Below are 23,809 nucleotides of genomic sequence, written 5' to 3'. Positions count from 1 at the left end.
GTGCGGCCGCGGGTCCCGGCACGGCGGCCGCTTCGGATCCTGCTGCTCTTCGAGAAGGAGTGGGACGCGGGCGGCTTCGGCCCGATGCGCGAAGCCGGCGAGATCGAGGTCTTCGCCGAGGGCTTCGACCTGTTCCGCTTCCCGGGCAATGCCCGGGTGCTGTCCTTCGACGCCTGGGCCTTCGTCGCGCGGATCTGCCGGCAGTACCGGGGCCGGGTCGACGCCGTGGTCTCGAACAACGAGCAGTTCGGCACCTTGCTGGCCGCCGTGGTGGCCGAGCGCCTCGGCCTTCCCGGCAACGATCCGGCCGCGGTCTGCCGGGCGCATCACAAGCTGCTGGCGCGCCGCTGCCAGCAGCAGGTGGCGCCCGAGGCAGGCATCCCGGCCGCCGAGCTGCCGCTCGCGCTGGACGACCCGCGCGCCCGCGATCCGGCGGCGCTGGCGCAGGTGCTGTCCGGCGCCGGGCTGGCGCTGCCCGCCTTCGTCAAGCCGGTCAAGGCGACCTTCTCGGTGCTGGCGAGAAAGGTGGACACGCCGGAGGAGCTGGCGGCCCACCTCGACTTCGGCCGCTTCGAGCGGCTGGTGATCAGGCGGCTGGTCGCGCCTTTCGCGCAGCTCGCGTCCCGCTACGTGGAGCTTCCCTGCGATCCCACCCGGATGATGGTCGAGCGACCCGTCGACGCCCACCAGGTCAACGTGGACGGCTACGTCTTCGAGGGCGAGGTCCGGGTCCTCGGGATCGTCGACGAGTGGATGTACCCGGGCGAGCACGCGGGCGCCCGGCACTTCCTTCGTTTCGGCCACCCGTCGGTGCTGCCGGAGGCGGTCCGCGCGTCGATCGTCGCGCTGACCCGCAAGCTGCTGGAGGCGATCGGCTTCCGGCACGGCTTCTTCAACTGCGAGTTCTTCGTGCTGCCCGACGGCAGCCTTCGCTTCATCGAGATCAACCCGAGGCTGGCCTCGCAACTGGTGAGCCTGTACCGGGAGGTCCACGGCCTCGACGTGTACCGGATGCTCGTCGCGCTCGCCTGCGGCCGCGACCCGGCCGGGGTGCCGACGCTCGCCGCCTCCTGCGGCGCCGCGGCGAGCTTCGTGTTCCGGCGTTTCGACGGCGCCGCGATGGCGCCGCCCGACGGCGACGCGTTGCGCTGGCTCGCGCGCGAGTACCCGGGCGCGAAACTGGCGCTCTACCCGAAGTCCGGCAGCGGCCTGGCGCGCGAGTACAAGTGGCTCGGCTCGCATCGCTACGCGGTGATGAACCTCGGCGCCGAGGACCAGGAGGCCCTCGAGCGCGCTCACGCGCGCATCTGCGAACGGCTCGGCTGGCCCTGCGTGGTGCCGGACCGGTCGACCGTCGCGCTCACCGTCCTGAAGCCGGCGAACACGTCGGTGCGACCGGGCGTGAAGTAGTTGCGGTAGCGCAGGTCGCGAATCGGCGGCTCCGTGGCGAATGCGCCGCCGCGCAACTCGCGGTGGTCGCCGAACCAGGGCGCCGAGTAGTCGCGATAGGGGCCGGGCTCGAAGCCGGGGTAGGGCTCGAAGGCGTCGGCGCTCCACTCCCAGACCGAATCGCCCCAATGCAGGACCCCGCGCGAAGCCGCCAGCTGCCACTGCGCCGCGCCCGGCAGGCGCCGGCCCGCCCAGCGGCACCAGGCCTCGGCCTCCCAGGCGCTCAGGTGGATCGCCGGCAGCGCCGGGTCGAGCGGCAGCCAGCGGTCGAACCAGCGGACCTGCCAGCCTTCGGCGCCTTGCCGCCGCCAGCGGGCCGGATGGGCCAGCCCGTGGGCGGCGAGCCAGCGGCCCGCCTCGCCGGGCCACCAGCGCGGATCGCGGTAGCCGCCGGCTTCGACGAACTCGAGGAAGCGGCCCGCGCTCACCGGAGCCGGGTCGATGTCGAAGTCGTCGAGCACCACGACCCGGCCGGCGCGCTCGTTGTCGAAGGCGAAGCCGGGCTCGCCGGCGGGCACGCCCATTCGCAGCGCCGCGCCGCTCACCCGCACCGGCTCGCGGGCGTCGCCCAGCACGGGGAGCCCAGGGCCCGCCGGCGCCGGATAGGCGAGCGCCGCGCGCATCCAGGCCATGGCCTCGCAGTGCATCGCCTCGTGCATCAGCGCCAGGCGATGGAAGTAGAGCGCCTCGTCGTCTGCCGCGAGCCGGGACAGCGCATCCAGCGTGTCGGCGAGCTGGCCTGCAAGCATCTCGCGCACCCTTGCCGGCGCCGGAAGGGCGACGCGCCAGCGCTCCGCGTGCGGCAGCCGCGACGAGTCGAGCAGGTCGTCCGCACCGGCATGCCGGCCCGGGCGCGAGGCCCGCAGCCTCCCGCTCGCGTCGGGCCGGTGCGGGCCGCGCAGCGTCCACCACTCGGCGAACCACGCGACGTGGGCGAGCTCCCATGCGAAGGGATTCAGGCCGTTGCCGAACGGCACCTGCCACTGGCCGTCGTCGAGGTCGTCGACCAGCGCGAGCAGCCGCGCCCGGGTGCGCGCGAGCAGCACCGCCAGCTCGGCCGGGCCGCAGCGACGGGCGTCGATCCCGGTCACGGATTCAGCTCCGGTGCGCCCGCGCGAGGATCACCGCGAACCAGCCGCGCGGGTCGGTCCAGCTCTGCCGGGCCGCGAAGCCTGCCGACTCGAGCAGGGCGCGGAAGTCCTCGAGCCGGTACTTGCAGGAGTTCTCGGTGTGGATACGCTCGCCGGTTGCGAATCGGCGCTCCAGTCCCTGGGCCCTGTCGCCCGAAGCCGGCGCGCGAACCGTGACCGGTCGGCGCGCCTCGAGGTGCATCTCGATGCGGCTGTTCGCTGCGTCGAAGAAGGCGACGTGCCGCCAGTCGGCGGGGTCGAAGTCGGTGCCGGCAAGCCGGTTCACGTTGCGCAGCAGGTTCAGGTTGAAGGCCGCGGTCACGCCGAGAGCGTCGTCGTAGGCGGCCTCCAGGGTGGCGCGGTCCTTCACCAGGTCCACGCCGATCAGCAGGCCGCCGTCGTCGTCGAGATGGCCGCGCAGCCCGGACAGGAAGGCTCGCGCCTCGCCGGGCGTGAAGTTGCCGATCGACGAGCCCGGGTAGAAGAAGAGCCGCGCCTCGCGGCGCACCTCTGCGGGCAATTCCAGCTCGCGGGAGAAATCGGCGCCGACCGCCAGCATCGGCAGCGACGGAAAGCGCTGGCGCAGGCAGTCGAGCGACTGCTCGAGGAAGCTCTCGGAGATGTCCACCGCCACGTATTGCGCCGGGTCCAGCGCCGCGAACAGCCGGGAGGCCTTCTCGCAGTCTCCCGCGCCGAGGTCGATCAGCGTGCATCCGGGCGAGCCCCATGCGGCCCTGATCTCGGCCAAAGCGGCCGCCATGATCGCGGCTTCGGTGCGTGTCGGGTAGTACTCGTCGAGTTCGGTGATCGCGCAGAACAGGCGAGAGCCGAGCGCGTCGTAGAAGAACTTCGGGGAGACGAAAGGGCGCGGCGCGCGCAGGCCGGCGAGCAACTCGCCGCGGGGATCGGTGACTGGCGATGGCTGGGACTGCGACACACATTCTCCTCGGGCACGCCGGCGAGCCCCTCTCGCGAAGCGCCACGCCGGAAGGTTTCTAACCTAACATGACCGAATGGCGGAGAAACGAGTCGAGGGCGAGCTTCCGGATCTGGCGGTGTCGGATCGGCCCGATCCGGCGCTTGCGCTCGCCCGCTACCGGGCGCACGCCACCGGCTACGACGCGACCGCGCGGCGCAGCATGCCGGCGCGGCTGCGCACGATCGCGAAGCTGTCGCTGCGCCCGGGCGACAGCGTGCTCGACGTCGGCTGCGGCACCGGCCTGAGCTTCGCCGCGCTGCTCGAGGGGGTGGGTCCGGCGGGGCGCGTGGTCGGCGTGGAACTGTCTCCCGAGATGCTTGCGCTGGCACGCGAGCGCTGCGAGCAAGCAGGCTGGGGAAACGTCACCCTGATCGAGTCGGCGATCGAGACCGCGCCGCTCGAGGGCCCCTTCGACGCCGTGCTGTTCCACTGCGCGCACGACGTGCTGCGATCGCCGGAGGCGCTCGACCGGATCTTCGCAGCGACCCGAACGGGCACGCGGGTCGCCGCCGCCGGCATGAAGCTCGGGCCCTGGTGGGCCGCGCCGCTGAACCCGCTGGTCAGGCGACGGGCACGCCCCTACATGACCACCTTCGAAGGGCTGGAGCGGCCGTGGAGCCTGCTCGAGCGCCGCCTGAGCCGCTTCGAGTGGCGATCGCGCAACTTCGGCAGCGGCTGGATCGGCTGGGGGCGGGTCTGAGCGACCGGCCCGGCAGGGGACGCCGCCCCGCGCAGGCCGGCAGCGCGCCCGCGAGTCAGCGGAACTCTTCCTCCAGGAACTCGCTGGCGTTGCGCCGGCCGGCCGCCGGCCGGCCGGTTTCCTGGCCGCGCAACTCGACCCGCCTGATCTTTCCCGAGATCGTCTTCGGCAGGTCGCTGAACTCGATTCGCCGGATCAGCTTGTAGCCGGCGAGCCGCTCGCGCAGGAAGCGGAAGATGCTCGCCGCCGTGGCTTCGCCGGCCTCGTGGCCCGGCGCGACGATCACGAAGGCCTTGGGCACGAAGCCGCGCACCGGATCGGGGGAGGGCACGACGGCCGCTTCGGCCACCGCGGGGTGCTCGATCAGCACGCTCTCGAGCTCGAAGGGGCTGATCCGGTAGCCCGATGCCTTGAACACGTCGTCGGCCCGGCCCACGTAGGTGATGTAGCCGTCGCCGTCGCGCTGGCCGACGTCGCCGGTGTGGTAGTGGCCGTCGCGCATCACCTCGGCCGTCTTCTCCGGATCGTCGGCGTAGCCGTTCATCAGCGCGAGCGGGCGGCGCGACAGGTCGATGCAGATCTCGCCCTCGTCGCCGGGCCTGCCGTCGGCATCGAGCAGCGCGATCGGGTAGCCGGGCATCGGCCTGCCCATCGAGCCGGGCTTGAGCGGCGCGCCCGGCGGGTTGCCGATCTGCGCGGTGGTCTCGGTCTGGCCATAGCCGTCGCGGATCGTGATGCCCCAGGCCGCCCGCACCTGCTCGATCACCTCCGGGTTAAGGGGCTCGCCGGCCGAGATCAGCTCGCGCAGCCGCACCGGCCAGCGCTTCAGGTCTTCCTGGATCAGGAAGCGCCACACGGTGGGCGGGGCGCACAGCGTGTTCACGCGGTGCTCGACCAGCGTCCCGAGCACGGCCGGGCCGTTGAAGCGCGAGTAGTTGTAGATGAACACGCAGGCCTGCGCGTTGAACGGCGCGAAGAAGCAGCTCCACGCGTGCTTGGCCCAGCCCGGCGAGCTGATCGTCCAGTGCACGTCGCCGGGCTTCAGGCCCAGCCAGTACATCGTCGAGAGATGGCCGACCGGATAGCTCTGCTGCGTGTGCTGGACCAGCTTCGGCTTGGCGGTCGTGCCCGAGGTGAAGTACTCGAGCAGCGGATCGGTGACGCGCGTCGGCTCGGGCGGCCGGAAATCGGCTGCCGCGTCGGCCGACCGGGAATAGTCGATCCAGCCCGGAGGGAGCTTCGCGGGCTCGCCGCTCGTCGCGGCGGGCGCGACGGCGACCAGGTTCAGGCCTTCGAGCGCGCCGGCAGGCAGCTCCCCGAACTTCGCGGCGCCAGCGCCGTTGGTGATCACGTGCCGCACCTTGCCGCGGCCCAAGCGGTCGAGCAGGTCGTCGCCCGACAGAAGCGTGGTGGCCGGGATCACGACCGCGCCCAGCTTGATCGCCGCGAGCATCGTTTCCCACAGCGGAACCTCGTTGCCCAGCATCAGCAGGATGCGGTCGCCCTTGCGCGCGCCCAGCGACAGCAGGAAGTTCGCGACCTGGTTCGAACGCGCCGACAGCTGCGCGTACGACAGCCTGGCCTCGGCGCCCGATTCCTCGACGATGTGAAGCGCCGGCGCGTCGTTGCCGCGCGCGATCGCGTCGAAGTAGTCGAGCGCCCAGTTGAAGCTTTCGAGCTTCGGCCATTCGAAGTTCGCGATGGCTGCGGCGTAGTCTTCGCGGTGGGCGACCAGCAGGGCGCGGGCAGCCAGGAAGCGATCGAGTTCGGTCATGGGAAGTGTGCTCCGGCGGCGCTACGCGAGCGCCCTGGGGTTGTCGCGCAGGTAGGCCGCGACGATCTCGTCGGCCGAGCGGTCGGCGCCGATCCCGGCCTGAGAGGCGCGCGCCGACACGAAGCGCTTCGGCCACTGGTCGACCGCGGCCTGGAATCGCGGATCCGGCGCCCAGCGCATCGCGCCGGCGCGAACGCCGGCGCGCTCGGCGGCCCGGCCGCTCGCCTCGGCCAGCTCGGCCAGCGTGAGGCTCAGCGAGGGCAGGTTCATCGAGCGCGTGTGCCCGAAGCTCGCGGCGGGCAGCTCGTGGATCGCGACGAGCGCGTCGATGACGCGCTCGGCCGACGCGGCCGCGATCCGCGTGTCGGGGGCCAGCGGGCAGCTCACGTCGCGGCCCAGCAGCCGGTCGCCGACGATCGCGGCGATCGCGCCGGAGACGGTCGGGGTGGTCGCCGCGGCCGGCGGCGCCCCCGCGCCCGGGTGGCGGGTCATCACGATCGGCAGCCGCAGGCAGCGGCCGTCGACGAAGCCGTGACGGGAGTAGTCGGCGACCAGCAATTCGCCGATCGCCTTCTGGGTGCCGTAGGAGGTCTGCGGCGTCAGTTGCACCGCATCGTCGACGCTCTCCGGCAAGGGGCCCCCGAAGGCGGCCAGCGAGCTGGTGAACACGAAGCGCGGCGCGTTGCCGCGCAGCCGCAGCGCCTCGAGCAGCGCGAGCAGCCCGCGCAGGTTGACGTCGAGCCCGCGGGCGAAATCGGTTTCCGACTCCACGGTGAGGGTGGCCGCCATCGCGAACACGCTGTCCGGGCCGTCGGCGACCAGCGACTCGATCGTGGCCGGGTCCGAGGCGTCTGCCGACAGGGCGCGGATCCGGATGGCGCGGCCGGTGGGCTGCTCGGGCGCGTCCGGCGCCACCCGGTCGACGAGAACCAGTTCGTCGATCGGGCGCGGCTCGCCGTCCGGTCCGGTCAGGCGGCCCCGCGCCAGCAGCGCGCGCGTGAGCCGCGTGCCGAGGAAGCCGCCGGCGCCGGTGACCAGGACCTTCATCGCCCCTTCATGCCGTCAGCTGCTCGGCGTTGACCACCCGCACCGGCGCACCGTCGAGCCAGCCGAGCAGGGCCTCCGCCGCCCCCTTGCGGAAGGCCGCGAAGACCCGCTCGTTCGCGTAGCCCAGGTGGGGCGACACGATCACGTTGGGCAGGGCCAGCAGCGGATCGTCGGCCGGCAGCGGCTCGGCGTCGAAGACGTCGAGCGCGGCCCAGCTTGGGCGCCGCCGCTTCAGCGCATCGAGCAGCGCAGCGCCGTCCACCAGCCCGGATCGGGAGGTGTTGACGAAGATCGAGTCGTCGCGCATGCGGGCCAGTTCGCCGGCGCCGACGATGCCGCGCGTGCGATCCGACAGGACCAGGTGCAGCGAGACCACCCCGGCGGTCTCGAAGAGTTCGTCCTTCGAAACCCGGACCGCGCCGGCCGCCTGCGCGCGCGCGTCGTCGAGGTTCGGGCTCCATGCCACGACCTCCATGCCGAAGGCCCGGCCCACCGCGGCGACCTTGCTGCCGATCTGGCCCAGGCCGACCAGCCCGAGCCGCTCGCCCTCGAGGTTGGCCGGCAGGCCGTATCGCTCGCCGCTGGCGTCGCCGCGCCAGTGGCCGCGACGGGTGCCGGCGTCGGCCACCGTCACCCGCTTGGCCGCGGCCAGGATCAGCGCCCAGGCCTGCTCGGCGGTGGAGGACTTGCTCGGCCCGAAGGGCGTGCACGAGACCGGGATCCCGCGGCGCGCCGCGGCCAGGTGGTCCACCGCGAGATTGCGCTCGCCGGTGAACACCACGAACCTGAGCCGGGGCAGCGCCTCGAAGACCTCGGCCGGGAAGGGCGTGCGTTCCCGGATCAGGCAGACCGCGTCGAAGTCCCGAAGCGCGTCGATCGCCTGCCGGCGGCCGCCGAAGGGCGCGTCGAACACGACGACCTCGGCGCGCGACCGGATCGCCTCCCAGTCGGCGCCGCCGGTGACCGCGCGCTCGTAGTCGTCGCAGACCGCGATCCGGGGCTTCATCACTTGCCTGGCTGGATGTTGTTGTCCTTGACGACCTTGGCCCAGCGATCGATCTCGCCGAACACGAAGTCGCGGAACTCGGCGGGCGAGCTGGCGCGGATGTCCATGCCTTGCGCCGACAACTTCTCCTTCACGTCCGGCTTGGCGAGGATCTTGGCCAGTTCGGCGTTCATCCGGTCGATGATCGGCTTGGGAGTGCCGGCCGGCGCCAGCACGCCCCACCAGGCGAGCGCCTCGAAACCGGGCACGCCCTGCTCGGCGATCGGTTTCGTGCCGGGCAGGGCCGGCGACTCCTTCAGCGAGGTGACCGCCAGCGGCTTGAGCCTGCCGGCCTTCACGTGCGGCGACACCAGGAACACGGTGCCGATCGCGGTCGGCACCTGGCCGCCGTTGGCGTCGGTCATCAGCGGGCCGCCGCCGCGGTAGGGGATGTGGTTGAAGGAGGTTCCGGCGGCGTTGCCGACCTGCGTCATGGCCAGGTGGCCGAGACTGCCGGTGCCGACCGAGCCGAAGGCGACCTCTCCGGGCTTCTTCTTGGCGTCGGCGAGCATCTCGGCGAAGTTGTTCCACGGCTGCGAGGTGTGCGCGACCAGCGCCATCGGCGAGGTGCCGACCAGCATCACCGGATCGAGGTCCTTCTTGGTGTCGAACGACATGTTCGGGATCACGCTCGGGTTGACCGCGTGCGTGTCGAACACCACGACCCAGGTGTAGCCGTCCGGCGCCGACTTCGCAGCTTCGGCCGTGCCGATCGAGCCGGCCGCGCCGGTCTTGTTCTCGACGACCACGCTCTGCCCGAGCGGCTCGGCGAGGTGCTGCGCGAACAGGCGCGCCAGCGGGTCGACCGATCCGCCGGGCGGGAACGGGGAAATGATCCGGATCGTCTTGCTCGGCCAGGCGTCGGCGGCGTGGGCGAGCGGCGCAATCGAAACGAGCGACGAAGCGGCGACGAGCGCGGCGGTCGCCGCGAGCAGGCGTGTCTTCATGTTCTCCTCGGTATCTAGGTCTTGTATTGAACGGAATGCGAAATTATCACGAGGCGCTCGGGGCGGCGCCAATGGACCTGCGGAGGTCGCCGCCGCGGCCGTTGCGATTTAGAATGGGAACCTATGCCCCAGACCGCCGAACGCGATCCGGGCGCCCGGGTCCGAAGCGACGGGCGCACCGAGAACGCGCAGTTCATGTTCCTGAACCGCCTGCGCCGCGAGCGCAGCCGCGTCGAGATCTATCTCGTCTCGGGCACGCGCTTGCAGGGGCGCATCCAGTCCTTCGACGGCCGCATGCTGTTGCTGGCCACCGAAACGGGCGTGATCGCCCTCTATCACCAGGCCACGGCCACCGTGCAGCGCTCGCTGGCGAGGCCCAAGCGGGGCATGCCGCGCAGCCAGGAAGACCGGCCGCGCAAGGTCATGTTGCGCCCCAGGGCGCCGGAGCCCGCCGAGGAACGCGACTGGTCCGCCGAGCCCGAGCGCGAGCAGGCGGCCTGGCGCCGCCCTGCCGAACCGGGGTCCGCAGCCCAGCCGGCCACGCCGGCGGTCGTCATCAAGCGTCGCCGCTCGCGGCTGCTGGTCAAGCCCGACGAGGAGTGACGCGCGGGCCGGCGCGCGCAGCCGGCCCGGGCTCGCGATGCCGCGCCGTCACTCGTAGCGCCGAGGCTCCCACCAGGGGAAGAACGACGGCATGTTGGTCGACACCCTGTTCCGGAATTCCGCCGGGCGCTTCTCCAGGAAGGCGGTCACGCCTTCCTTCGCGTCTTCGGCGCGCCCGCGGGTCCAGATCGCGCGGCTGTCGATCTTGTGCGCTTCCATCGGATGGTCGGCGCCCGCCATCCGCCAGATCATCTGGCGGGTGAGCGCCACCGAGACCGGCGCGGCGTTGTCGGCGATCTCGCGGGCCAGCGCGCGGGCGGCCGGGAGCAGGTCCTCGGGGGCGTGGACCGCGGAGACCAGGCCGCCGTCGAGCGCTTCCCGGGCCGACAGGATCCGGCCGGTGAAGGTCCACTCCAGCGCCTTGCTGACGCCCACCACGCGCGGCAGGAACCAGGACGAGCAGGCCTCGGGCACGATGCCTCGCCGGGAGAACACGAAGCCGAAGCGCGCGTCCGACGAGGCGAGCCGGATGTCCATCGGCAGTTGCATCGTCACGCCGATGCCGACCGCCGCGCCGTTGACCGCCGCGATCACCGGCTTCAGGCATTCGTAGATCCGCAGCACGAGCCGGCCGCCGCTGTCGCGCACCGATTCGTGGCCGAGGTCGGGCTCGCCGCTGGGCAGCAGCGGGGTGCCCTGCTTGTCGGGGCGATCGTCCCGCGCCGCGTAGTCGAAGGTCTTCGCCCCGGCGGAGAGGTCCGCGCCGGCGCAGAAGGCGCGCCCGGCGCCGGTCACGATGATCGCGCGCACCGCGTCGTCGGCGTCGGCGCGGTCCAGCGCATCGACCATCTCGCGCATCATCGTGTCGGTGAAGGCATTGAGCTTCTCGGGACGGTGAAGCGTCAGCGTGAGGATGCCGTCCTCGACGTCGTAGAGCAGGGTTTCGTAGGTCATCTCGGTTTCGCCTGGTTGCAGTCGCGGACATGTTAGCCGGCCGGGCGCGCTCTATGATGACGCCGGCGCGACGAGCCGGAGACCGAATTGACCACCGACCAGATGCTGATCCTCGCGATCCTGACCGTGACGGTCGCGATGTTCCTGTGGGGACGCTGGAGGCACGACATGGTCGCGATGGGCGCGCTGCTCGCCTGCGTGCTGGCCGGCCTGGTGCCGGCCGGCGAGACCTTCGCCGGCTTCGGGCACCCGGCGGTGATCACGGTAGCCTGCGTGCTGGTGCTGAGCCAGGGGCTCTACAACTCGGGCGCGGTCGACGCGCTGACCCGCACCGTGATCCCGGGTTCGGCCGGGCCCACGGTCACGATCGCCGCGCTGACCGCGCTCGCGGCCCTGCTGTCGGGCTTCATGAACAACGTGGGGGCGCTGGCGCTGCTGATGCCGGTGGCGATCCAGGTCGCGTCGCGCCAGTCGCTTCCGCCCGGCAAGGTGCTGATGCCGCTGGCCTTCGGCTCGATCCTGGGCGGCATGACCACGCTGGTCGGCACGCCGCCGAACCTGATCGTCGCGGGCTTTCGCGAGCAGTCGGGCGCCGGCGCCTTCGGGATGTTCGACTTCACGCCGGTCGGCCTCGCGGTGGCGCTGGCCGGGGTCGCCTTCGTGGCGCTGGTCGGATGGCGGCTGGTGCCCGCGCGCGAGCGGGCGGGCGCCGACAGCTTCGAGACCGCGGCCTACCTGACCGAGGCGCGCGTGCCCGAGGACAGCAAGGCCGACGGCATGACGCTGAACCAGATCGAGACGGCGCTGGAGCGGGCGGGCGCCCAGGTCGTGGGCCTCGTGCGCAACGAGGTCAGGGTGACCGCGCCGAGCGCGCATCGTCTGGTCAGGGCCGGCGACATCCTGGTGATCGAGGCCGACGTGGAGGCGCTGGCCGAGGCGCTCTCGGGCCTGGGGCTGAAGCTGGAGGAGTCGAAGAGGCCCGCGGAAGAAGAGGAAGGCGAGGAAGGCGAAGGGGCCGGGAAGGACGAAGGGGCCGGGAAGCGCAGGAAGGGCGACGAGGGCGAGCAGGCCGGAAAGCGCGACAAGGCAGGAAAGAGCGAGAAAGCCGGCGAGGGCGAGAAAGCCGGCGGGAGCGAGAACGGCGAGCGGAACGAGCAACGCGGGCAGGACGAGGGAGATGCGGGCGACAAGCGCCGTGCCGACGAGATCGCGCTCGTCGAACTGGCGGTGCTGCCAGCCGCGGCGATCGCCGGCCGCTCGGCCAGCGACATCGAGCTGCGCACGCGCTACGGCATCAACCTGCTGGCGCTGTCGCGCCAGGGCAGGCGCTCGACCGCGAGGCTGCGAACGATGGCGATCCGGCCCGGCGACGTGCTGCTGATGCAGGGGCCGCCCGACTCGCTTGCGCAGTTCGCGGCATGGGCCGGGTGCGTGCCGCTGGCCGAGCGCTCGCTGCGCATTCCCAGCCGTCGCAAGGCGATCATGGCCAGCGCGATCATGGCCGCGTCGATCGCGGTGGCCGCCTTCGGCCTGCTGCCGGCCGCTGCGTCGTTCGCGCTCGGCGTGCTCGCGTCGATGGCCTTGCGGACCGTGCCGCCGCGCCAGGTCTACGAGGCGGTGGACTGGACGGTCATCGTGCTGCTCGCCGCGCTGATCCCGGTCGCTGGCGCGATGGAAGCCACCGGCACCGCCGACCTGATCGCGCGCTTCCTGCTCGAAGGCGTCGCGCAGGGACACGCGGTGCTGGCGCTGGGCCTGATCCTGGTCGTCACGATGACGCTGTCCGACCTGATGAACAACGCGGCCACCGCGGCGGTCATGTGCCCGATCGCGCTGGGCGCGGCCGGCCAGCTCGGCGTGAATCCCGACGCCTTCCTGATGGCGGTCGCGATCGGCGCCTCCTGTGCCTTCCTGACGCCGATCGGCCACCAGAACAACACGCTGATCCTGGGGCCGGGCGGCTTCCGCTTCGGCGACTACTGGCGGCTGGGCCTGCCGCTCGAGCTGCTGGTCGTCGCGGTCAGCCTGCCGATGCTGCTGATCGTCTGGCAGATCTGAAGGGCGCAGCGGCTCAATCCGGGCCCGGTGTATCCGGCGCCGGCAGCGGCGACACGCCCTGCGCGAGCGCAGCCTCGCGCTCGGCGGCCTGGGCGCGCAGGAAGGCCGGGCGAACGCGCAGGCGCTCCCAGTAGGCGCGCACCGAAGGCGTGAACCCGGCGTCGAGGCCTACGTGCCCGGCGACCAGCAGCGCGTAGCCGACCGACACGTCGGCCGCGGTGAAGCGGCCCGCACAGAGGAACTCCCGGTCGGCGAGCAGGGGCTCCAGCGTGCGCAGCCGCGCGAGGAACCATCGCGAGTAGTCCTCGACCACCTGCGGAAGGCGGCGCTCCCACGCCTCGAAGCGGCCGTAGCGCAGCACCAGCGTCTGCGGGAAGGTCAGCGTGGCCTCGCCGAAGTGCAGCCAGTTCAGGTAGGGGCCGAAGTCCGGCTCGTCGACCTCCACGTTCAGCGCGCCCGGCGAGTGGCGGGCGGCCAGGTAGTGGCAGATCGCGGCCGACTCGGTCATCCGCATCGTGCCGTCGAAGAAGGCCGGCACCGTGCCTGCCGGATTCACCTCGAGGTACGAGCGATCGTGCTGGCGAGGCGGGAAGGGCAGCACTTTCAGCGAGTACGGCAGGCCGATCTCCTCGAGCATCCACAGCGGGCGGAAGGAGCGGGCGGCAACGCAGTGGTGCAGGGTGATCGCGGTCATCTGGGCGGGTCGGTCGGGGGCGGGGTGGAGGCGTCGAAGGCGGCAGCGGGCGACGGCTCGCCGGCCGCGAACGGTTCGATCAACGCCGGCCCCTCGTTGCGCGCGTTGCCGACCGCCGGGCTCACCGGGTGCAGCGCGAGCGTGTCGTCGGGCGCCGGGCGCAGCAGCGCCTGCAGCGCGTCGGCGTCGCGGCGGTCGGGATCGAGCCAGCGCGCATAGTCGTCCGCCGACAGGATGCAGGGCATCCGGTCGTGGACTGGGGCCATCGCGGCGTTGGCTTCGCAGGTCAGGATCGCGCAACTCGCGACCGCCCCGTCGGGACCTTGCCAGCGCTCCAGCAGACCGGCGAACCCGAAGAAAGCTCCGCGGGCGGGGCGGATGTAGAACGGCTGCTTGCGCGAGCGGCCCGGTTGCGCCTGCCACTCGTAGAAACCGTTGGCCGGCACGATGCAGCGCGAGCGCCGGAACGCGGCGCGAAAGGCCGGCTTTGCAGCAGCGGTTTCCGAGCGCGCATTGATCGTCTTCAGGCCGATCGCCGGGTCCTTCGCCCAGGCGGGGATCAGCCCCCAGCGAACGAGCTCGGCGATCCGCGAACCGTCGGGCCGGGCGCGCACGACCAGCACCTCGGTCTGCGGCGCCACGTTGTAGCGCGGGCGGAACGGGGGCATCTCGGCGATGTCGAAGGCCTCGACCAGCCGGCTGTCGGGACCGTAGAGGACGTAGCGGCCGCACATGCCCGGAAGTTATCATCCCCGAGGGGGCGCGAACGGCAGAACATCGGGAGGCTTCATGGCGAGCACCGAGGAAGCGATCGTCAGGCGGGTCCGGGCCGCGCTCGAGCGCGATCCGCGAATCGAGCTGCACCGGCACCCGATCTCGGTCGGCGTCGAGGCCGGCGCGATCGCGCTGGCCGGCGAGGCCGCCAGCGTCGCGGCCAAGAAGCTCGCCTTGCGCATCGCGGCCTCGGTCGAGAGCGCTCGCGGCGTGGTCGACCGGCTGCACGTGGCGCCGGCCGAGCGTCGTGGCGACCCCGCGATCCGCGACGCGCTGGGCAACTTCCTGCTCGGCACCCCCGAACTGCGCAACTGCGCGATCCGGGTCGGGGCGCAGGATCGTTTCGAGTTGCTCCGTGAGGGATCTGCCGACGCCGCCGGTGCGATCGAGGCCGCGGTGTCCGAAGGCGTGGTGACCTTCGAAGGCCAGGTCGCCAGCCTTTCCCACAAGCGCCTGGCGGGCGTTCTGGCATGGTGGACCGCGGGCTGTCGCGACGTCGTCAACTCGCTCGCGGTGATGCCCGACGAGGAGGACAACGACGGCGAGGTCGTCGACGCGCTCGCGCTGGTCTTCGAGCTCGACCCGTCGCTCGACGCCGAGGGCATCGCGATCCGTTGCGAGAACTGGGTCGTGACGCTGTCCGGCACCGTGACCAGCGAGCACGACAGACGGCGCGCCGAGGCCGACGCCTGGGCCCTGTTCGGCGTCGACGAGGTCGTCGACGCGCTGCGGGTCAGGATGCCGGGCTGAGCGCCGGCGCCGCGACGCGAAGACCGCGAGCCCCCTCGTAGCGATGAACGCCAGCGATCCGCCATCGGGCCCGGCCGCGCTGCGCGACGCGCTCGCCTATCTGCGGATCGGCTGGTCGGTCGTGCCGATGCTGCCGCGCGGGAAGCGCCCGCTGATCCGCTGGACGCCGTTCCAGCATCGGCGCGCCGAGCCCTCCGACGTCGAGCAGTGGTTCCGGCGCTGGCCGGACGCGAACGTCGGCATCGTCACCGGTGAGGTCTCGGGCCTGCTGGTGGTCGACGTCGACGCCGGGCACGGCGGTCCGGAGAGCCTGGCGGCACTCGAGCGCGAGTTCGGCGAGATCGAGCCCACGCTGGAGTGCCTGACCGGCGGAGGCGGTCGCCATCTGTACTTCCGGCACTTCGGCGAAGCGGTGCCGAACCGGGTCGGGTTCCGGGAAGGACTGGATCTGCGTGGCGACGGCGGCGTCGTGGTTGCGCCGCCTTCGATCCACCCGAACGGACGGCCGTACCGCTGGCGCGATGGGCAAGGGCCCGACGCGCTGCGCCCGGCGCCGATGCCCGCCTGGCTGCGGCGGATCGTGGCGGGCAACCCCGGCCATCAGGGCCACCCGCTCGCGCACTGGCGCAGCCTGGTCGCCGAAGGCGTCGAGGAAGGCTCGCGCAACGCGACGATCGCGTCGCTGTCGGGCCACCTGCTGTGGCACGAAGTCGACCCGCAGGTCGTGCTCGAGCTGCTGCTGGCCTGGAACCGCGCGCGCTGCCGGCCGCCCTTGCCCGACGATGAGGTCGCGGCCACGGTCTACAGCATCGCGCGCCGGCACGCGGGCGAGAGGCGGGGCTGAGCAGCAACGCGCGCGGCGCGACCCGGCATCGGGTCGCCGGCGATGCGCTAGAAGCGGGTGGTCAGCTCGAGCCAGGCGTCGGGCAGCATGTCGAGCAGCTTCGCCTCGAGCCAGCGGTCGGCCCCGGTCAGGATAGCGACGCCCATCAGGCCGATCAGCACGGCGAAGCCGCGCCGCAGGTCCTGGGAGTGGCCGAGCACCCAGCCGCGCATGCGCGCGAACAGCGCACGGGAGGCATAGGCCGCCGCCATCAGCGGAAGCGCGGCGCCGACCCCGAACAGCCCGAGGATCAGCGCGCCGTTCAGCAGCCCGCCCTCGGTGGCGACCAGCGCCAGGCCGGATCCGAGCAGCGGGCCGGAGCAGGGGCTCCAGACGAGCCCGAGCAGCCCGCCCAGCACGAACGCGCCGGGGATCGTTTCCGGGTGAAGATGGGTGGACGCCCGCTGCGCCATCGACGCGAGGCCCGACAGCCAGGCAGGTGTGTGCTCCTGGGCCTCGGGCATCAGCATGATCGCGGCGATCACCACCAGCAGCGTCCCGGCAACGACGCGAAAGTGGCCGGCACCGATCCCGAGCGCCGGCCCGACCGCGCCCAGCGCCACGCCGAGGAACACGAAGGCCGCGACCATGCCGGCGGCCATCGCGATCGGGCCGGTGCGGTGGTGGGTGTGGGCGACCGAGCCCACGACGACCGGCAGCAGCGGGAACACGCAGGGCGAGAGCGTGGAAAGCGCGCCCGCGACCAGCGTGAGGCCCATCTGAAGGACCGAGACGGTGATCGCCACGGTTCAGAACGCCTTCAGCAATCCGGCCTTCAACTGCTTGCGGTCGACGACCCCCATCATGCGGGCGCGCTCGGCGCTGCCGCGCAGCACGACCACGGCGCCCGTGGAGAACACCCGGAAGGAGCGCGGGGTCTCGGTGTCCTCGTCGAAGTCGACGACCAGCAGTTTCATGTCGAGTTCCGGATCGTCGCGCATCGCGACGAAGGCCTTCTCCTGCAGCCTGCAGGTCGCGCAGCTCTTCGAGTGGAAGTGCAGCGCGATCGGGGCCTCGGCCTGCCGGGCCTGCTGCAGGGCCTCGGCGGAAAAGGGGACGATGTCCAGGGCGGCCGCGCAGGCGGCCCACAGCGCCAGCGCGAGCGCCGACGCCGTCTTCGCTAGCGGAGGCACGATCAAGCCGTTCCCTTGCGCTCGAGCGCGAGCAGGTACTCGATGACCCGGAAGGTCTCGGTGTAGCTGCCCCCGAGCAGCGACGGCGAAGTGAGCCACTTCCCGTTGATGCCGAACATCGGCACGCCGTCGATCCTGTAGGCCTTGGCCAGGTCGGTAGCTTCCCGCATCTTCGCGGCGACCGCCGGCGAATCGAAGGCCTGCAGGAACTTCTGCCGGTCCACGCCCAGGCCCGCCGCGAAGCTCGCCATCTGGTCGCGCCGGCCGAGGTCCATGCCGCCGTCGTGGATGGCCGAGAAGACCGACTTGCGCAGATCGTCGGCCTTGCCGAGCGCCTCGAGCGTGTAGTGCAGCTGCTGGTTCGCGCGCCAGCTCGGCGAGATGCCCGGATGCACTGCGCGGAAGGCCACGTCGGCGGGTTGCCTGCCCAGCCAGTCGTGAATCAGCGGCTCCATCGCGTTGCAGAACGGGCAGGAGTACCAGAAGAACTCGACCACCTCGATCTTGCCCTTGGCGGCAACGGTGGGGACTGCCGGCGAGATGCGCTTGTACTCGAAGCCCTCCTCGGGCACCGCCCCCTTCGGCCGGCTCGCGCAGCCCGCGGCCAGCACGGCGGCGCCGGCGCCGACGGCCTTCAGGAAGCGACGGGTGGACAGGTCGATCGGTTCGTTCATCGCTCGGTGCTCCAGGTTGCAGGCCGGTTCGCGGCCGGTGGGCGCCGGCGGGCACCCCTACTTTCCGGCTAGCGTAGCCGCCCGGGCGGATTCGATGTTTGACCTGAGTCGACGCTCTTGTCGGTCGTATCCGGGCGGCCACGCCCGCCCGGCGCGCAGCTTCGGCCTACTGACGCACCGCCTCGATCTGGATCGTCAGGCGGACCTCGTCGGGAATGCCCATGTCGATGCCCCAGTTCATGCCCCACTGGCTGCGCCGGATCGTGGTCTCGAAGTCCCCGCCGCAGACCCGGGCCTTCAGGATCGGGTTGTCGTAGCAGTTGAAGCGCACGGCCTTCAGCGAGACCGGGTTCGTCTTGCCGAGCAGGGTCAGCGTGCCGTCGACGGCGCTCACTCTTTCGCCGTCGAACCTGAAAGTGGTGCCGGCGAAGACCGCCTCGGGCGTGTTCGCCACGTCGAAGAAGTCCTTGCTCTTCAGGTGCTTGTCGAAGTCTGGCACGCCCGAGTTCACCGAGGCGGTGTCGATCGTGATCTTCGCCTCGCCGGTGCGCGCCTCGCGGTCGAGGACGATGTGGCCGTCCTTCCGGTCGAAGCGGGCGCGCACGGTGGAGGTGCCGAAGTGCAGCACCTCGAAGGTCACGAAGGTGTGCATCGGCTCCACGACGTAGCCCTGCGGGGCGGCCGAGGCGGCACCTGCCGAGGCCAGAAGGACCGCAGCGGCGAGCAGGGGCGGGGAGTAGTGACGGCGTGTCGGGTTCATCATCGAAGCTCCGGAAGCTTGGTGGCGGGAAATGCGCGGCGGCGTCGTTCGATTCTCTCGCAAGGACCCGGCCGCAAGGGCGGTCCGTCGGGGCAAGCCGAAGCCGGCTTACGTTCGGTCGCCGGTTTGGGACAGAATCCGACCAGTCCACCCCTGGATCGAGGCGCCAGCGAATGACGAAGACAACCGACTTCCCGGCGGGCGGCTACCGCTACATCCGGGGCCTGTTCCAGTATTCGGGCGGCGTGGCCGCGCTGGACGGCCACGAACTGGTGCGCGCCCGCTTCCGCGAGCCGCTGCCGATGGCCGAGGCCTTTGCCGCGGTCGAGGCGCACCTGGCCGCAATCGGCCGCCCGACCACCGCCTTCGCGCACTGCGAACTGCGCTCGGCCGAGCCCTTCACCGACCAGGGCTTCGTCGACTTCAACCGGCAATACGTGACCACGCTCGAGCGCTGGGGCATTTACCGGGACGGCGTGAACCCGGTCGCCCGAACCAACGTCTGCCCCGCCTACGGCAAGCCCGCCGAGCCCTCGATGTTCGCGTTCTGCTACACGGTGCCGGCCGAGCCGGGGCGGCCACCGGGCTTCATGCTGGCGGGCGGCGGCGACGCGAGGCCGGGCTCGGCGCCCTACGCAGAACGGATCGTCCGCTATGGCGAGATCTCGCCCGACGCGCTGCGCGAGAAGGTGAGGTTCGTGTTCGACGCGATGGAGGCCCGCCTCACGGCATTGGGCTTCGGCTGGCGCGACGCGGTGTTCAGCCAGGCCTACACGGTCCGCGACATCGGTGCGCTGGTCGGCGAGGAACTGGCCGCGCGCGGCGCGATGGCGGGCGGCCTGGTGTGGCATTTCGCGCGGCCCCCGGTCCTGGGGCTCGAGTTCGAGATGGACGTGTGCGGGGTGGGGCGGGAGCTTGTGCTGTGATTCCGACGCGCAGCCTTGTCGGCCAGACTCGCGTAACGAAAGGAGATCGATGATGGCCAGACCAGGCCGCCGATGGATGGCGCTTGTCGCGGTGTCCGCGTTCACCCTGGCGGGCTGCGCCTTCGAGTCCGGGCTCAACCCTGCCTACTTCCAGTACGCTCCGCGGGTCTACGACGCCAAGGTGCCGGGCAGGGGCGCCATCGAGATGTCGAAGGCCGCGCAGGAAGAAAGCTTCAGCGGTAACCCGACCAGCTTCACCGGCGGCGGGACGACCCTCACCATGCCGATCGGCCTGATCACCCGCGAGGCGGCCACCACGGCCTTCCGCGAGGTGTTTGCGGACGGGGTGGCGCTCGTGGAATCGGCGGCGGGGCAGGCCGGTTACGCGGCCGTCGTCCGGCCGCGCGTCGCGGCGTTCGATTACCAGTACAACCAGATCCGGAATCTCGGCTTCGCGGTCACACCGATCGTGGAAATGACCCTGTCGGTCAGCCTGTCGGACGCCAGCGGCAAGACGATCTGGGAACGGGACTTCGAGTCCGGCAGCGTGCAGGGCGAGACCTACTTCCTGTCGGGAAGCCCTGGCGAACAGATATCGAAGACTGCTCACCGTGCCCTGATGGGGCTGATGCAGCAGGCCGCCGATGCGGTGCACCGCGAGCTGCGCACCCGCGGCAGCGCCGCGGACCGGTCGCATTAGACGCGCTGGGGGATTCTGGTGGGCGGCACAGGGTTCGAACCTGTGACCCCTGCCGTGTGAAGGCAGTGCTCTACCGCTGAGCTAGCCGCCCGATAGAGAGGCGAGATTCTAATCAAAGCGCAGCGACCGGGTCAAACCGGCCTGATTCGTCCGCTTCCCGCAGCCTCACAACAGCAGGGCCCGCACGGTCCAGAAGTAGATCAGCAGGCTCAGCAGGTCCTGGACGATCGTGGCGATCGGGCCGCTGCCGAAGGCCGGATCCCGGCCGGAGCGGGCGAGCAGCCAGGGCAGGGCGAAGCCGATCGTGGTGGCGCATGCGCTGGCCGCCAGCAAGGCGATCGCGACCGCGAGCGCGAGCTGGGCGTCGCCGAACCACCACCAGATCGGCGCCAGCGCGAGCAGCGCCAGCGTGACGCCGATCAGCAGCCCGGTTCGCAGCTCGCCGGCGAGCAGGCGGCGCAGCGGCAGCCGGCTCAGCGAGAGGCCGCGCACCGCGATCGCCTCGCTCTGCGTGCCGACCGCGTCGGCCAGGTAGACGATGCCCGGAACGAAGAAGGCGATCGCGACCTTCGACTGGAGCGCCTCCTCGAAACCCGCGACGATGAAGGTGGCGATCATGCTGCCGAAGAGCCCGACCAGCAGCCAGGGAAGTCGGTCCCGCGCGCGTCGGGTCGGCGGCGCCTCGATCGCCTCGCGGGCCCTCGCGTCCTCGGGCCCGATGCCCGCGAACCGGTGCAGGTCCTCGACGTGCTCGCGGCGCAGCACCTCGAGCAGCGCCTGCGGCGGCACGACCCCGGCGAAGTGGCCGCGCGCGTCGAGCACCGGCACCGAGGTCAGGCCCTGGTGCAGCGCCAGCGAGGCGATGTGCTCCTGGTCGGTGCCGAGCGCGACGGCCGGCACCGGCGCGATCGCGATTTGCGCCAGGGTCTGATCCGGCGGGGCGGCCAGCAGCCTGGGCATCGGCACCGCCCCGACCAGCCTGCGATGCTCGTCGAGCAGCCAGACCGCCTCGGCGGAGTCGACGCTGAGGTCGCCCTCGGCGAGGCGGGCCCGGGCGTGGCCGACGGTGTCCTCCGGCCGGGCCCGCAGCACGCGCACGACCAGGTGGGCGCTCGCGGTCTCGTGCCCGGCCCGCGGCGGCGGGCCGTCGCCGGCATCGCTCGCGTAAAATCGATCCTTTTCCCCGGACGTCCGCGGCATGGTTCGCACCCGATTCGCTCCCAGTCCCACCGGTTTCCTGCACATCGGCGGCGCGCGCACGGCGCTGTTCGCCTGGGCCTATGCCCGCCACCACGGCGGCACCTTCGTGCTGCGCATCGAGGACACCGACGTCGAGCGATCCACGCCCGAGGCCACGCAGGCGATCCTGGACGGCATGCGCTGGCTTGGGCTCGACCCCGACGAGGGCCCGTTTTACCAGATGCGGCGGATGGACCGCTATCGCGAAGTCATCGCGAAGATGCTGGTCGAGGGCACCGCCTATCACTGCTGGTGCACGAAGGAGGAGCTCGAGGCGATGCGCGCCGAGCAGGAGGCGCTCGGCATGAAGCCTCGCTACGACGGCCGCTGGCGCCCCGAGCCGGGCAAGACGCTGCCGGCGCCGCCCGAGGGCGTGAAGCCGGTCGTGCGTTTCCGCAATCCGCTGGACGGCGGCACCGCCTGGAACGACCTGGTCAAGGGCCCGATCGCATTCGACAACGCCGAGCTCGACGACCTGATCATCGCGCGCTCGGACGGCACGCCGACCTACAATTTCTGCGTGGTCGTCGACGACTGGGACATGCGGATCACCCACGTGATCCGCGGCGACGACCACGTCAACAACACGCCGCGCCAGATCAACATCCTGCGCGCGCTCGGCGCGCCGGTGCCCGAGTACGGCCACCTGCCGATGATCCACGGCCCGGACGGCCAGAAGCTGTCCAAGCGCCACGGCGCGGTCTCGGTGATGCAGTACGACGAGGACGGCTACCTGCCCGATGCGGTCGTCAACTACCTGGCGCGGCTCGGCTGGAGCCACGGCGACGACGAGATCTTCTCGCGCGAGCAGTTCGTGCGGTGGTTCGACGGCCAGCACGTCAGCCGCTCGCCGTCGCGCTTCGACTTCGACAAGCTGCGCTGGCTGAACAACCACTACCTGAAGCAGGCCGACGACGCCGACCTCGCGAAGCGGGTCGCGGCGCGGCTGGAGCGCGCCGGGGTGGCGGTGCCGGCCGACGGGCCCGACCTTGGGGTCGTCTGCGGCCTGCTGAAGGAACGCGCCCAGACCCTGAACGAGCTTGCCGACCTCGCGCACATGTTCTACGGCGAGCACGATCCGAACGCGATCGCGCAGGCCGATCGCGACAAGCACCTGGGCGGCGCGGCTCGCGAGGCGGTCGCCGGCTTCGCGGCGCGGCTCGCGGCCCTGGAGCAGGGCGACTGGACGGCCGCGGGCATCGCGGCGGCGCTCAAGGAAACGCTGGCCGCGCAGGGCCTGAAGATGCCGCAACTGGCGATTCCGGTGCGCCTGCTCGTCTTCGGCGTGACCCAGACCCCGTCGGTCGACGCGATGCTGGCGGCGATGCCGAGGGCCTGGGTGCTGGCGCGGCTGGCGCGCTGGCCGGGCTGAGGCCGCCCGGTTCCCGGAGGGCGCCGCGGGGCATGGAGCCACGCGCCGTCCGACCCGCAAACATTTCGAGGTTCCGATCGCCATGTCAGGCAACACCTTCGGCCATCTCTTCCGCGTGACCACCTTCGGCGAGTCGCATGGCCCGGCGATCGGCTGCATCGTCGACGGCTGCCCGCCCGGCTTGCCGCTTTCCGAGGCCGACATCCAGGTCGAGCTCGACCGCCGGCGGCCGGGCACCTCGCGGCACGTGACCCAGCGCCAGGAGCCCGACCGGGTCGAGATCCTGTCGGGCGTGTTCGAGGGCCGGACCACCGGCACGCCGATCTCGCTGCTGATCCGCAACCAGGACGCCCGCAGCAAGGACTACGGCAACATCGCGCGGACCTTCCGCCCGGGGCACGCCGACTACACCTACTGGCACAAGTACGGCATCCGCGACCCGCGCGGCGGCGGCCGCTCCTCGGCCCGGCTGACCGCCCCGGTCGTGGCCGCGGCCGCGATCGCGCGCAAGTGGCTGGCCGAGCGCTTCGGCACGGTCGTTCGCGGCTACATGTCGCAGCTCGGGCCGATCGCGATCCCGTTCACCGACTGGAAGCACGTTCCCGAGAACCCGTTCTTCGCGCCCGATGCGGAGATCGTCCCCAGGCTCGAGGCCTACATGGACGAACTGCGCCGCGACGGCGACTCGGTCGGCGCGCGGATCGAGGTGGTGGCCGAGAACGTGCCGGTCGGGCTGGGCGCGCCGCTCTTCGACAAGCTCGACGCCGACATCGCGCACGCGATGATGGGGATCAACGCGGTGAAGGGCGTCGAGATCGGCGACGGCTTCGCCTCGGTCGCGCAGCGCGGCAGCGAGCACGGCGACGAGCTGACGCCCGAAGGCTTCCTGAGCAACCACGCCGGCGGCGTGCTGGGCGGCATTTCCACCGGCCAGCCGATCCGCGTGTCGATCGCGATCAAGCCGACGTCGAGCATCCGGACCCCGCGCCGCTCGATCGACGTCGACGGGCAGGCCACCGAGGTGCAGACGCTGGGCCGGCACGACCCCTGCGTGGGCATCCGCGCCACGCCGATCGCCGAGGCGATGCTGGCCCTGGTGCTGATCGACCACGCACTGCGCGACCGGGCGCAGAACGCCGGGGTCGCGGTGGCCACGCCGCGCATCGCCGGCCCCGATCCCCGGCGCTGACCGCGGGCCCGAGCCTCGGTCATCCGTTC

At 71.8% G+C, this 23,809-nt stretch carries 24 protein-coding genes and 1 tRNA gene; 10 read left to right on the top strand and 15 right to left on the bottom strand.

The genetic code is table 11. From position 1 onward, the window contains the following. On the top strand, positions 1-1,410 hold the full coding sequence (locus tag M6I34_RS03570) for an ATP-grasp domain-containing protein (protein ID WP_272484336.1): 1,410 nt from the start codon (positions 1-3) through the stop codon (positions 1,408-1,410). Here M6I34_RS03570 and senA read toward each other — a convergent pair. Both senA and egtD read right to left on the bottom strand, forming a co-directional pair. Further along, a complete protein-coding gene (gene senA, locus M6I34_RS03565; protein WP_272484335.1) occupies positions 1,296-2,540 on the bottom strand; it encodes a selenoneine synthase SenA in 1,245 nt (414 codons plus the stop codon). The two genes, M6I34_RS03570 and senA, sit on opposite strands and share 115 nt — an antisense overlap. A gap of 4 nt (positions 2,541-2,544) precedes the next feature. Continuing rightward, entirely contained in the window at positions 2,545-3,516 is a 972-nt protein-coding gene (gene egtD, locus M6I34_RS03560; RefSeq protein ID WP_272484334.1) for an L-histidine N(alpha)-methyltransferase, read from the bottom strand. Positions 3,517-3,592: 76 nt separating this feature from the next. Here egtD and M6I34_RS03555 point away from each other — a divergent pair, with 76 nt between their 5' ends. Next, complete coding sequence (locus M6I34_RS03555; RefSeq protein WP_272484333.1) at positions 3,593-4,258, top strand: class I SAM-dependent methyltransferase; 666 nt, start codon at positions 3,593-3,595, stop codon at positions 4,256-4,258. A 55-nt stretch (positions 4,259-4,313) separates the two neighbouring features. Here the strand turns inward: M6I34_RS03555 and M6I34_RS03550 are convergent, their stop codons facing one another. From M6I34_RS03550 to M6I34_RS03535, 4 genes are read right to left on the bottom strand one after another with little or no spacing between them, the layout of a single operon-like run. Beyond that, a complete protein-coding gene (locus M6I34_RS03550; protein ID WP_272484332.1) occupies positions 4,314-6,032 on the bottom strand; it encodes an AMP-binding protein in 1,719 nt (572 codons plus the stop codon). Between the two features lie 21 nt (positions 6,033-6,053). Continuing rightward, positions 6,054-7,079: an NAD-dependent epimerase/dehydratase family protein gene (locus M6I34_RS03545; RefSeq protein WP_272484331.1), complete on the bottom strand. Its 1,026-nt coding sequence runs from the start codon at positions 7,077-7,079 to the stop codon at positions 6,054-6,056. Between the two features lie 7 nt (positions 7,080-7,086). After that, positions 7,087-8,085 carry a D-2-hydroxyacid dehydrogenase family protein gene (locus M6I34_RS03540; RefSeq protein WP_272484330.1) on the bottom strand — a complete coding sequence of 333 codons (999 nt, stop codon included), beginning with the start codon at positions 8,083-8,085 and terminating at the stop codon, positions 7,087-7,089. Then, entirely contained in the window at positions 8,085-9,071 is a 987-nt protein-coding gene (locus M6I34_RS03535) for a tripartite tricarboxylate transporter substrate binding protein (RefSeq protein ID WP_272484329.1), read from the bottom strand. Before M6I34_RS03535 ends, M6I34_RS03540 begins: the two co-directional genes overlap by 1 nt. A gap of 123 nt (positions 9,072-9,194) precedes the next feature. Here M6I34_RS03535 and M6I34_RS03530 point away from each other — a divergent pair, with 123 nt between their 5' ends. Then, complete coding sequence (locus M6I34_RS03530; protein WP_272484328.1) at positions 9,195-9,674, top strand: RNA chaperone Hfq; 480 nt, start codon at positions 9,195-9,197, stop codon at positions 9,672-9,674. A gap of 48 nt (positions 9,675-9,722) precedes the next feature. Here M6I34_RS03530 and M6I34_RS03525 read toward each other — a convergent pair whose 3' ends face one another. Continuing rightward, positions 9,723-10,628, bottom strand: a complete 906-nt coding sequence (locus tag M6I34_RS03525; RefSeq protein WP_272484327.1) for a crotonase/enoyl-CoA hydratase family protein — start codon at positions 10,626-10,628, stop codon at positions 9,723-9,725. A gap of 87 nt (positions 10,629-10,715) precedes the next feature. On the opposite strand from M6I34_RS03525, the gene M6I34_RS03520 reads away from it, so the two are divergent. Beyond that, the gene (locus tag M6I34_RS03520) at positions 10,716-12,686 is read left to right on the top strand and encodes an SLC13 family permease (RefSeq protein WP_272484326.1); all 1,971 of its coding nucleotides are present in this window, start codon (positions 10,716-10,718) and stop codon (positions 12,684-12,686) included. A gap of 13 nt (positions 12,687-12,699) precedes the next feature. Here the strand turns inward: M6I34_RS03520 and M6I34_RS03515 are convergent, their stop codons facing one another. Continuing rightward, complete coding sequence (locus M6I34_RS03515; RefSeq protein ID WP_272484325.1) at positions 12,700-13,380, bottom strand: glutathione S-transferase family protein; 681 nt, start codon at positions 13,378-13,380, stop codon at positions 12,700-12,702. Continuing rightward, on the bottom strand, positions 13,377-14,114 hold the full coding sequence (locus M6I34_RS03510) for an SOS response-associated peptidase (RefSeq protein WP_272484324.1): 738 nt from the start codon (positions 14,112-14,114) through the stop codon (positions 13,377-13,379). Before M6I34_RS03510 ends, M6I34_RS03515 begins: the two co-directional genes overlap by 4 nt. A 55-nt stretch (positions 14,115-14,169) precedes the next feature. On the opposite strand from M6I34_RS03510, the gene M6I34_RS03505 reads away from it, so the two are divergent. Continuing rightward, positions 14,170-14,904 (top strand): BON domain-containing protein, encoded by a 735-nt coding sequence (locus tag M6I34_RS03505; RefSeq protein WP_272484323.1) that lies wholly within the window; start codon positions 14,170-14,172, stop codon positions 14,902-14,904. Between the two features lie 43 nt (positions 14,905-14,947). Next, positions 14,948-15,748, top strand: a complete 801-nt coding sequence (locus tag M6I34_RS03500) for a bifunctional DNA primase/polymerase (protein WP_272484322.1) — start codon at positions 14,948-14,950, stop codon at positions 15,746-15,748. 47 nt (positions 15,749-15,795) lie between these two features. On the opposite strand, the gene M6I34_RS03495 is transcribed toward M6I34_RS03500, so the two are convergent. The 4 genes from M6I34_RS03495 to M6I34_RS03480 form a co-directional block, all read right to left on the bottom strand. Next, positions 15,796-16,533, bottom strand: a complete 738-nt coding sequence (locus tag M6I34_RS03495) for a cytochrome c biogenesis CcdA family protein (RefSeq protein ID WP_272484321.1) — start codon at positions 16,531-16,533, stop codon at positions 15,796-15,798. 3 nt (positions 16,534-16,536) lie between these two features. Next, positions 16,537-16,920, bottom strand: a complete 384-nt coding sequence (locus M6I34_RS03490) for a thioredoxin family protein (protein WP_272484320.1) — start codon at positions 16,918-16,920, stop codon at positions 16,537-16,539. 2 nt (positions 16,921-16,922) lie between these two features. Then, complete coding sequence (locus tag M6I34_RS03485; RefSeq protein ID WP_272484319.1) at positions 16,923-17,594, bottom strand: thiol:disulfide interchange protein DsbA/DsbL; 672 nt, start codon at positions 17,592-17,594, stop codon at positions 16,923-16,925. Between the two features lie 166 nt (positions 17,595-17,760). Then, a complete protein-coding gene (locus tag M6I34_RS03480) occupies positions 17,761-18,354 on the bottom strand; it encodes a YceI family protein (protein WP_272486594.1) in 594 nt (197 codons plus the stop codon). A gap of 173 nt (positions 18,355-18,527) precedes the next feature. Here M6I34_RS03480 and cnbZ point away from each other — a divergent pair, with 173 nt between their 5' ends. Together cnbZ and M6I34_RS03470 are read left to right on the top strand one after the other, a co-directional pair. Continuing rightward, positions 18,528-19,280, top strand: a complete 753-nt coding sequence (gene cnbZ / locus M6I34_RS03475; RefSeq protein WP_272484318.1) for a 2-amino-5-chloromuconate deaminase CnbZ — start codon at positions 18,528-18,530, stop codon at positions 19,278-19,280. A 49-nt stretch (positions 19,281-19,329) separates the two neighbouring features. After that, positions 19,330-19,980 (top strand): hypothetical protein, encoded by a 651-nt coding sequence (locus tag M6I34_RS03470; protein WP_272484317.1) that lies wholly within the window; start codon positions 19,330-19,332, stop codon positions 19,978-19,980. 16 nt (positions 19,981-19,996) lie between these two features. Here the strand turns inward: M6I34_RS03470 and M6I34_RS03465 are convergent. After that, positions 19,997-20,071: transfer RNA gene (locus M6I34_RS03465), tRNA-Val, on the bottom strand. A gap of 74 nt (positions 20,072-20,145) precedes the next feature. Further along, on the bottom strand, positions 20,146-21,180 hold the full coding sequence (locus M6I34_RS03460; RefSeq protein ID WP_272484316.1) for a magnesium transporter: 1,035 nt from the start codon (positions 21,178-21,180) through the stop codon (positions 20,146-20,148). Between M6I34_RS03460 and gltX the strand changes: the two genes are divergently transcribed. Both gltX and aroC read left to right on the top strand, forming a co-directional pair. Beyond that, on the top strand, positions 21,179-22,591 hold the full coding sequence (gltX, locus tag M6I34_RS03455) for a glutamate--tRNA ligase (protein ID WP_272484315.1): 1,413 nt from the start codon (positions 21,179-21,181) through the stop codon (positions 22,589-22,591). The two genes, M6I34_RS03460 and gltX, sit on opposite strands and share 2 nt — an antisense overlap. Positions 22,592-22,673: 82 nt before the next feature. After that, entirely contained in the window at positions 22,674-23,780 is a 1,107-nt protein-coding gene (gene aroC, locus M6I34_RS03450) for a chorismate synthase (protein ID WP_272484314.1), read from the top strand. Positions 23,781-23,809: the final 29 nt, after the last annotated feature.

It is taken from the genome of Zeimonas sediminis (genome assembly GCF_023721795.1).
In the GTDB taxonomy this organism is placed as follows: domain Bacteria; phylum Pseudomonadota; class Gammaproteobacteria; order Burkholderiales; family Burkholderiaceae_E; genus Zeimonas; species Zeimonas sediminis.
This window is presented reverse-complemented; position numbering and strand designations above follow the sequence as displayed.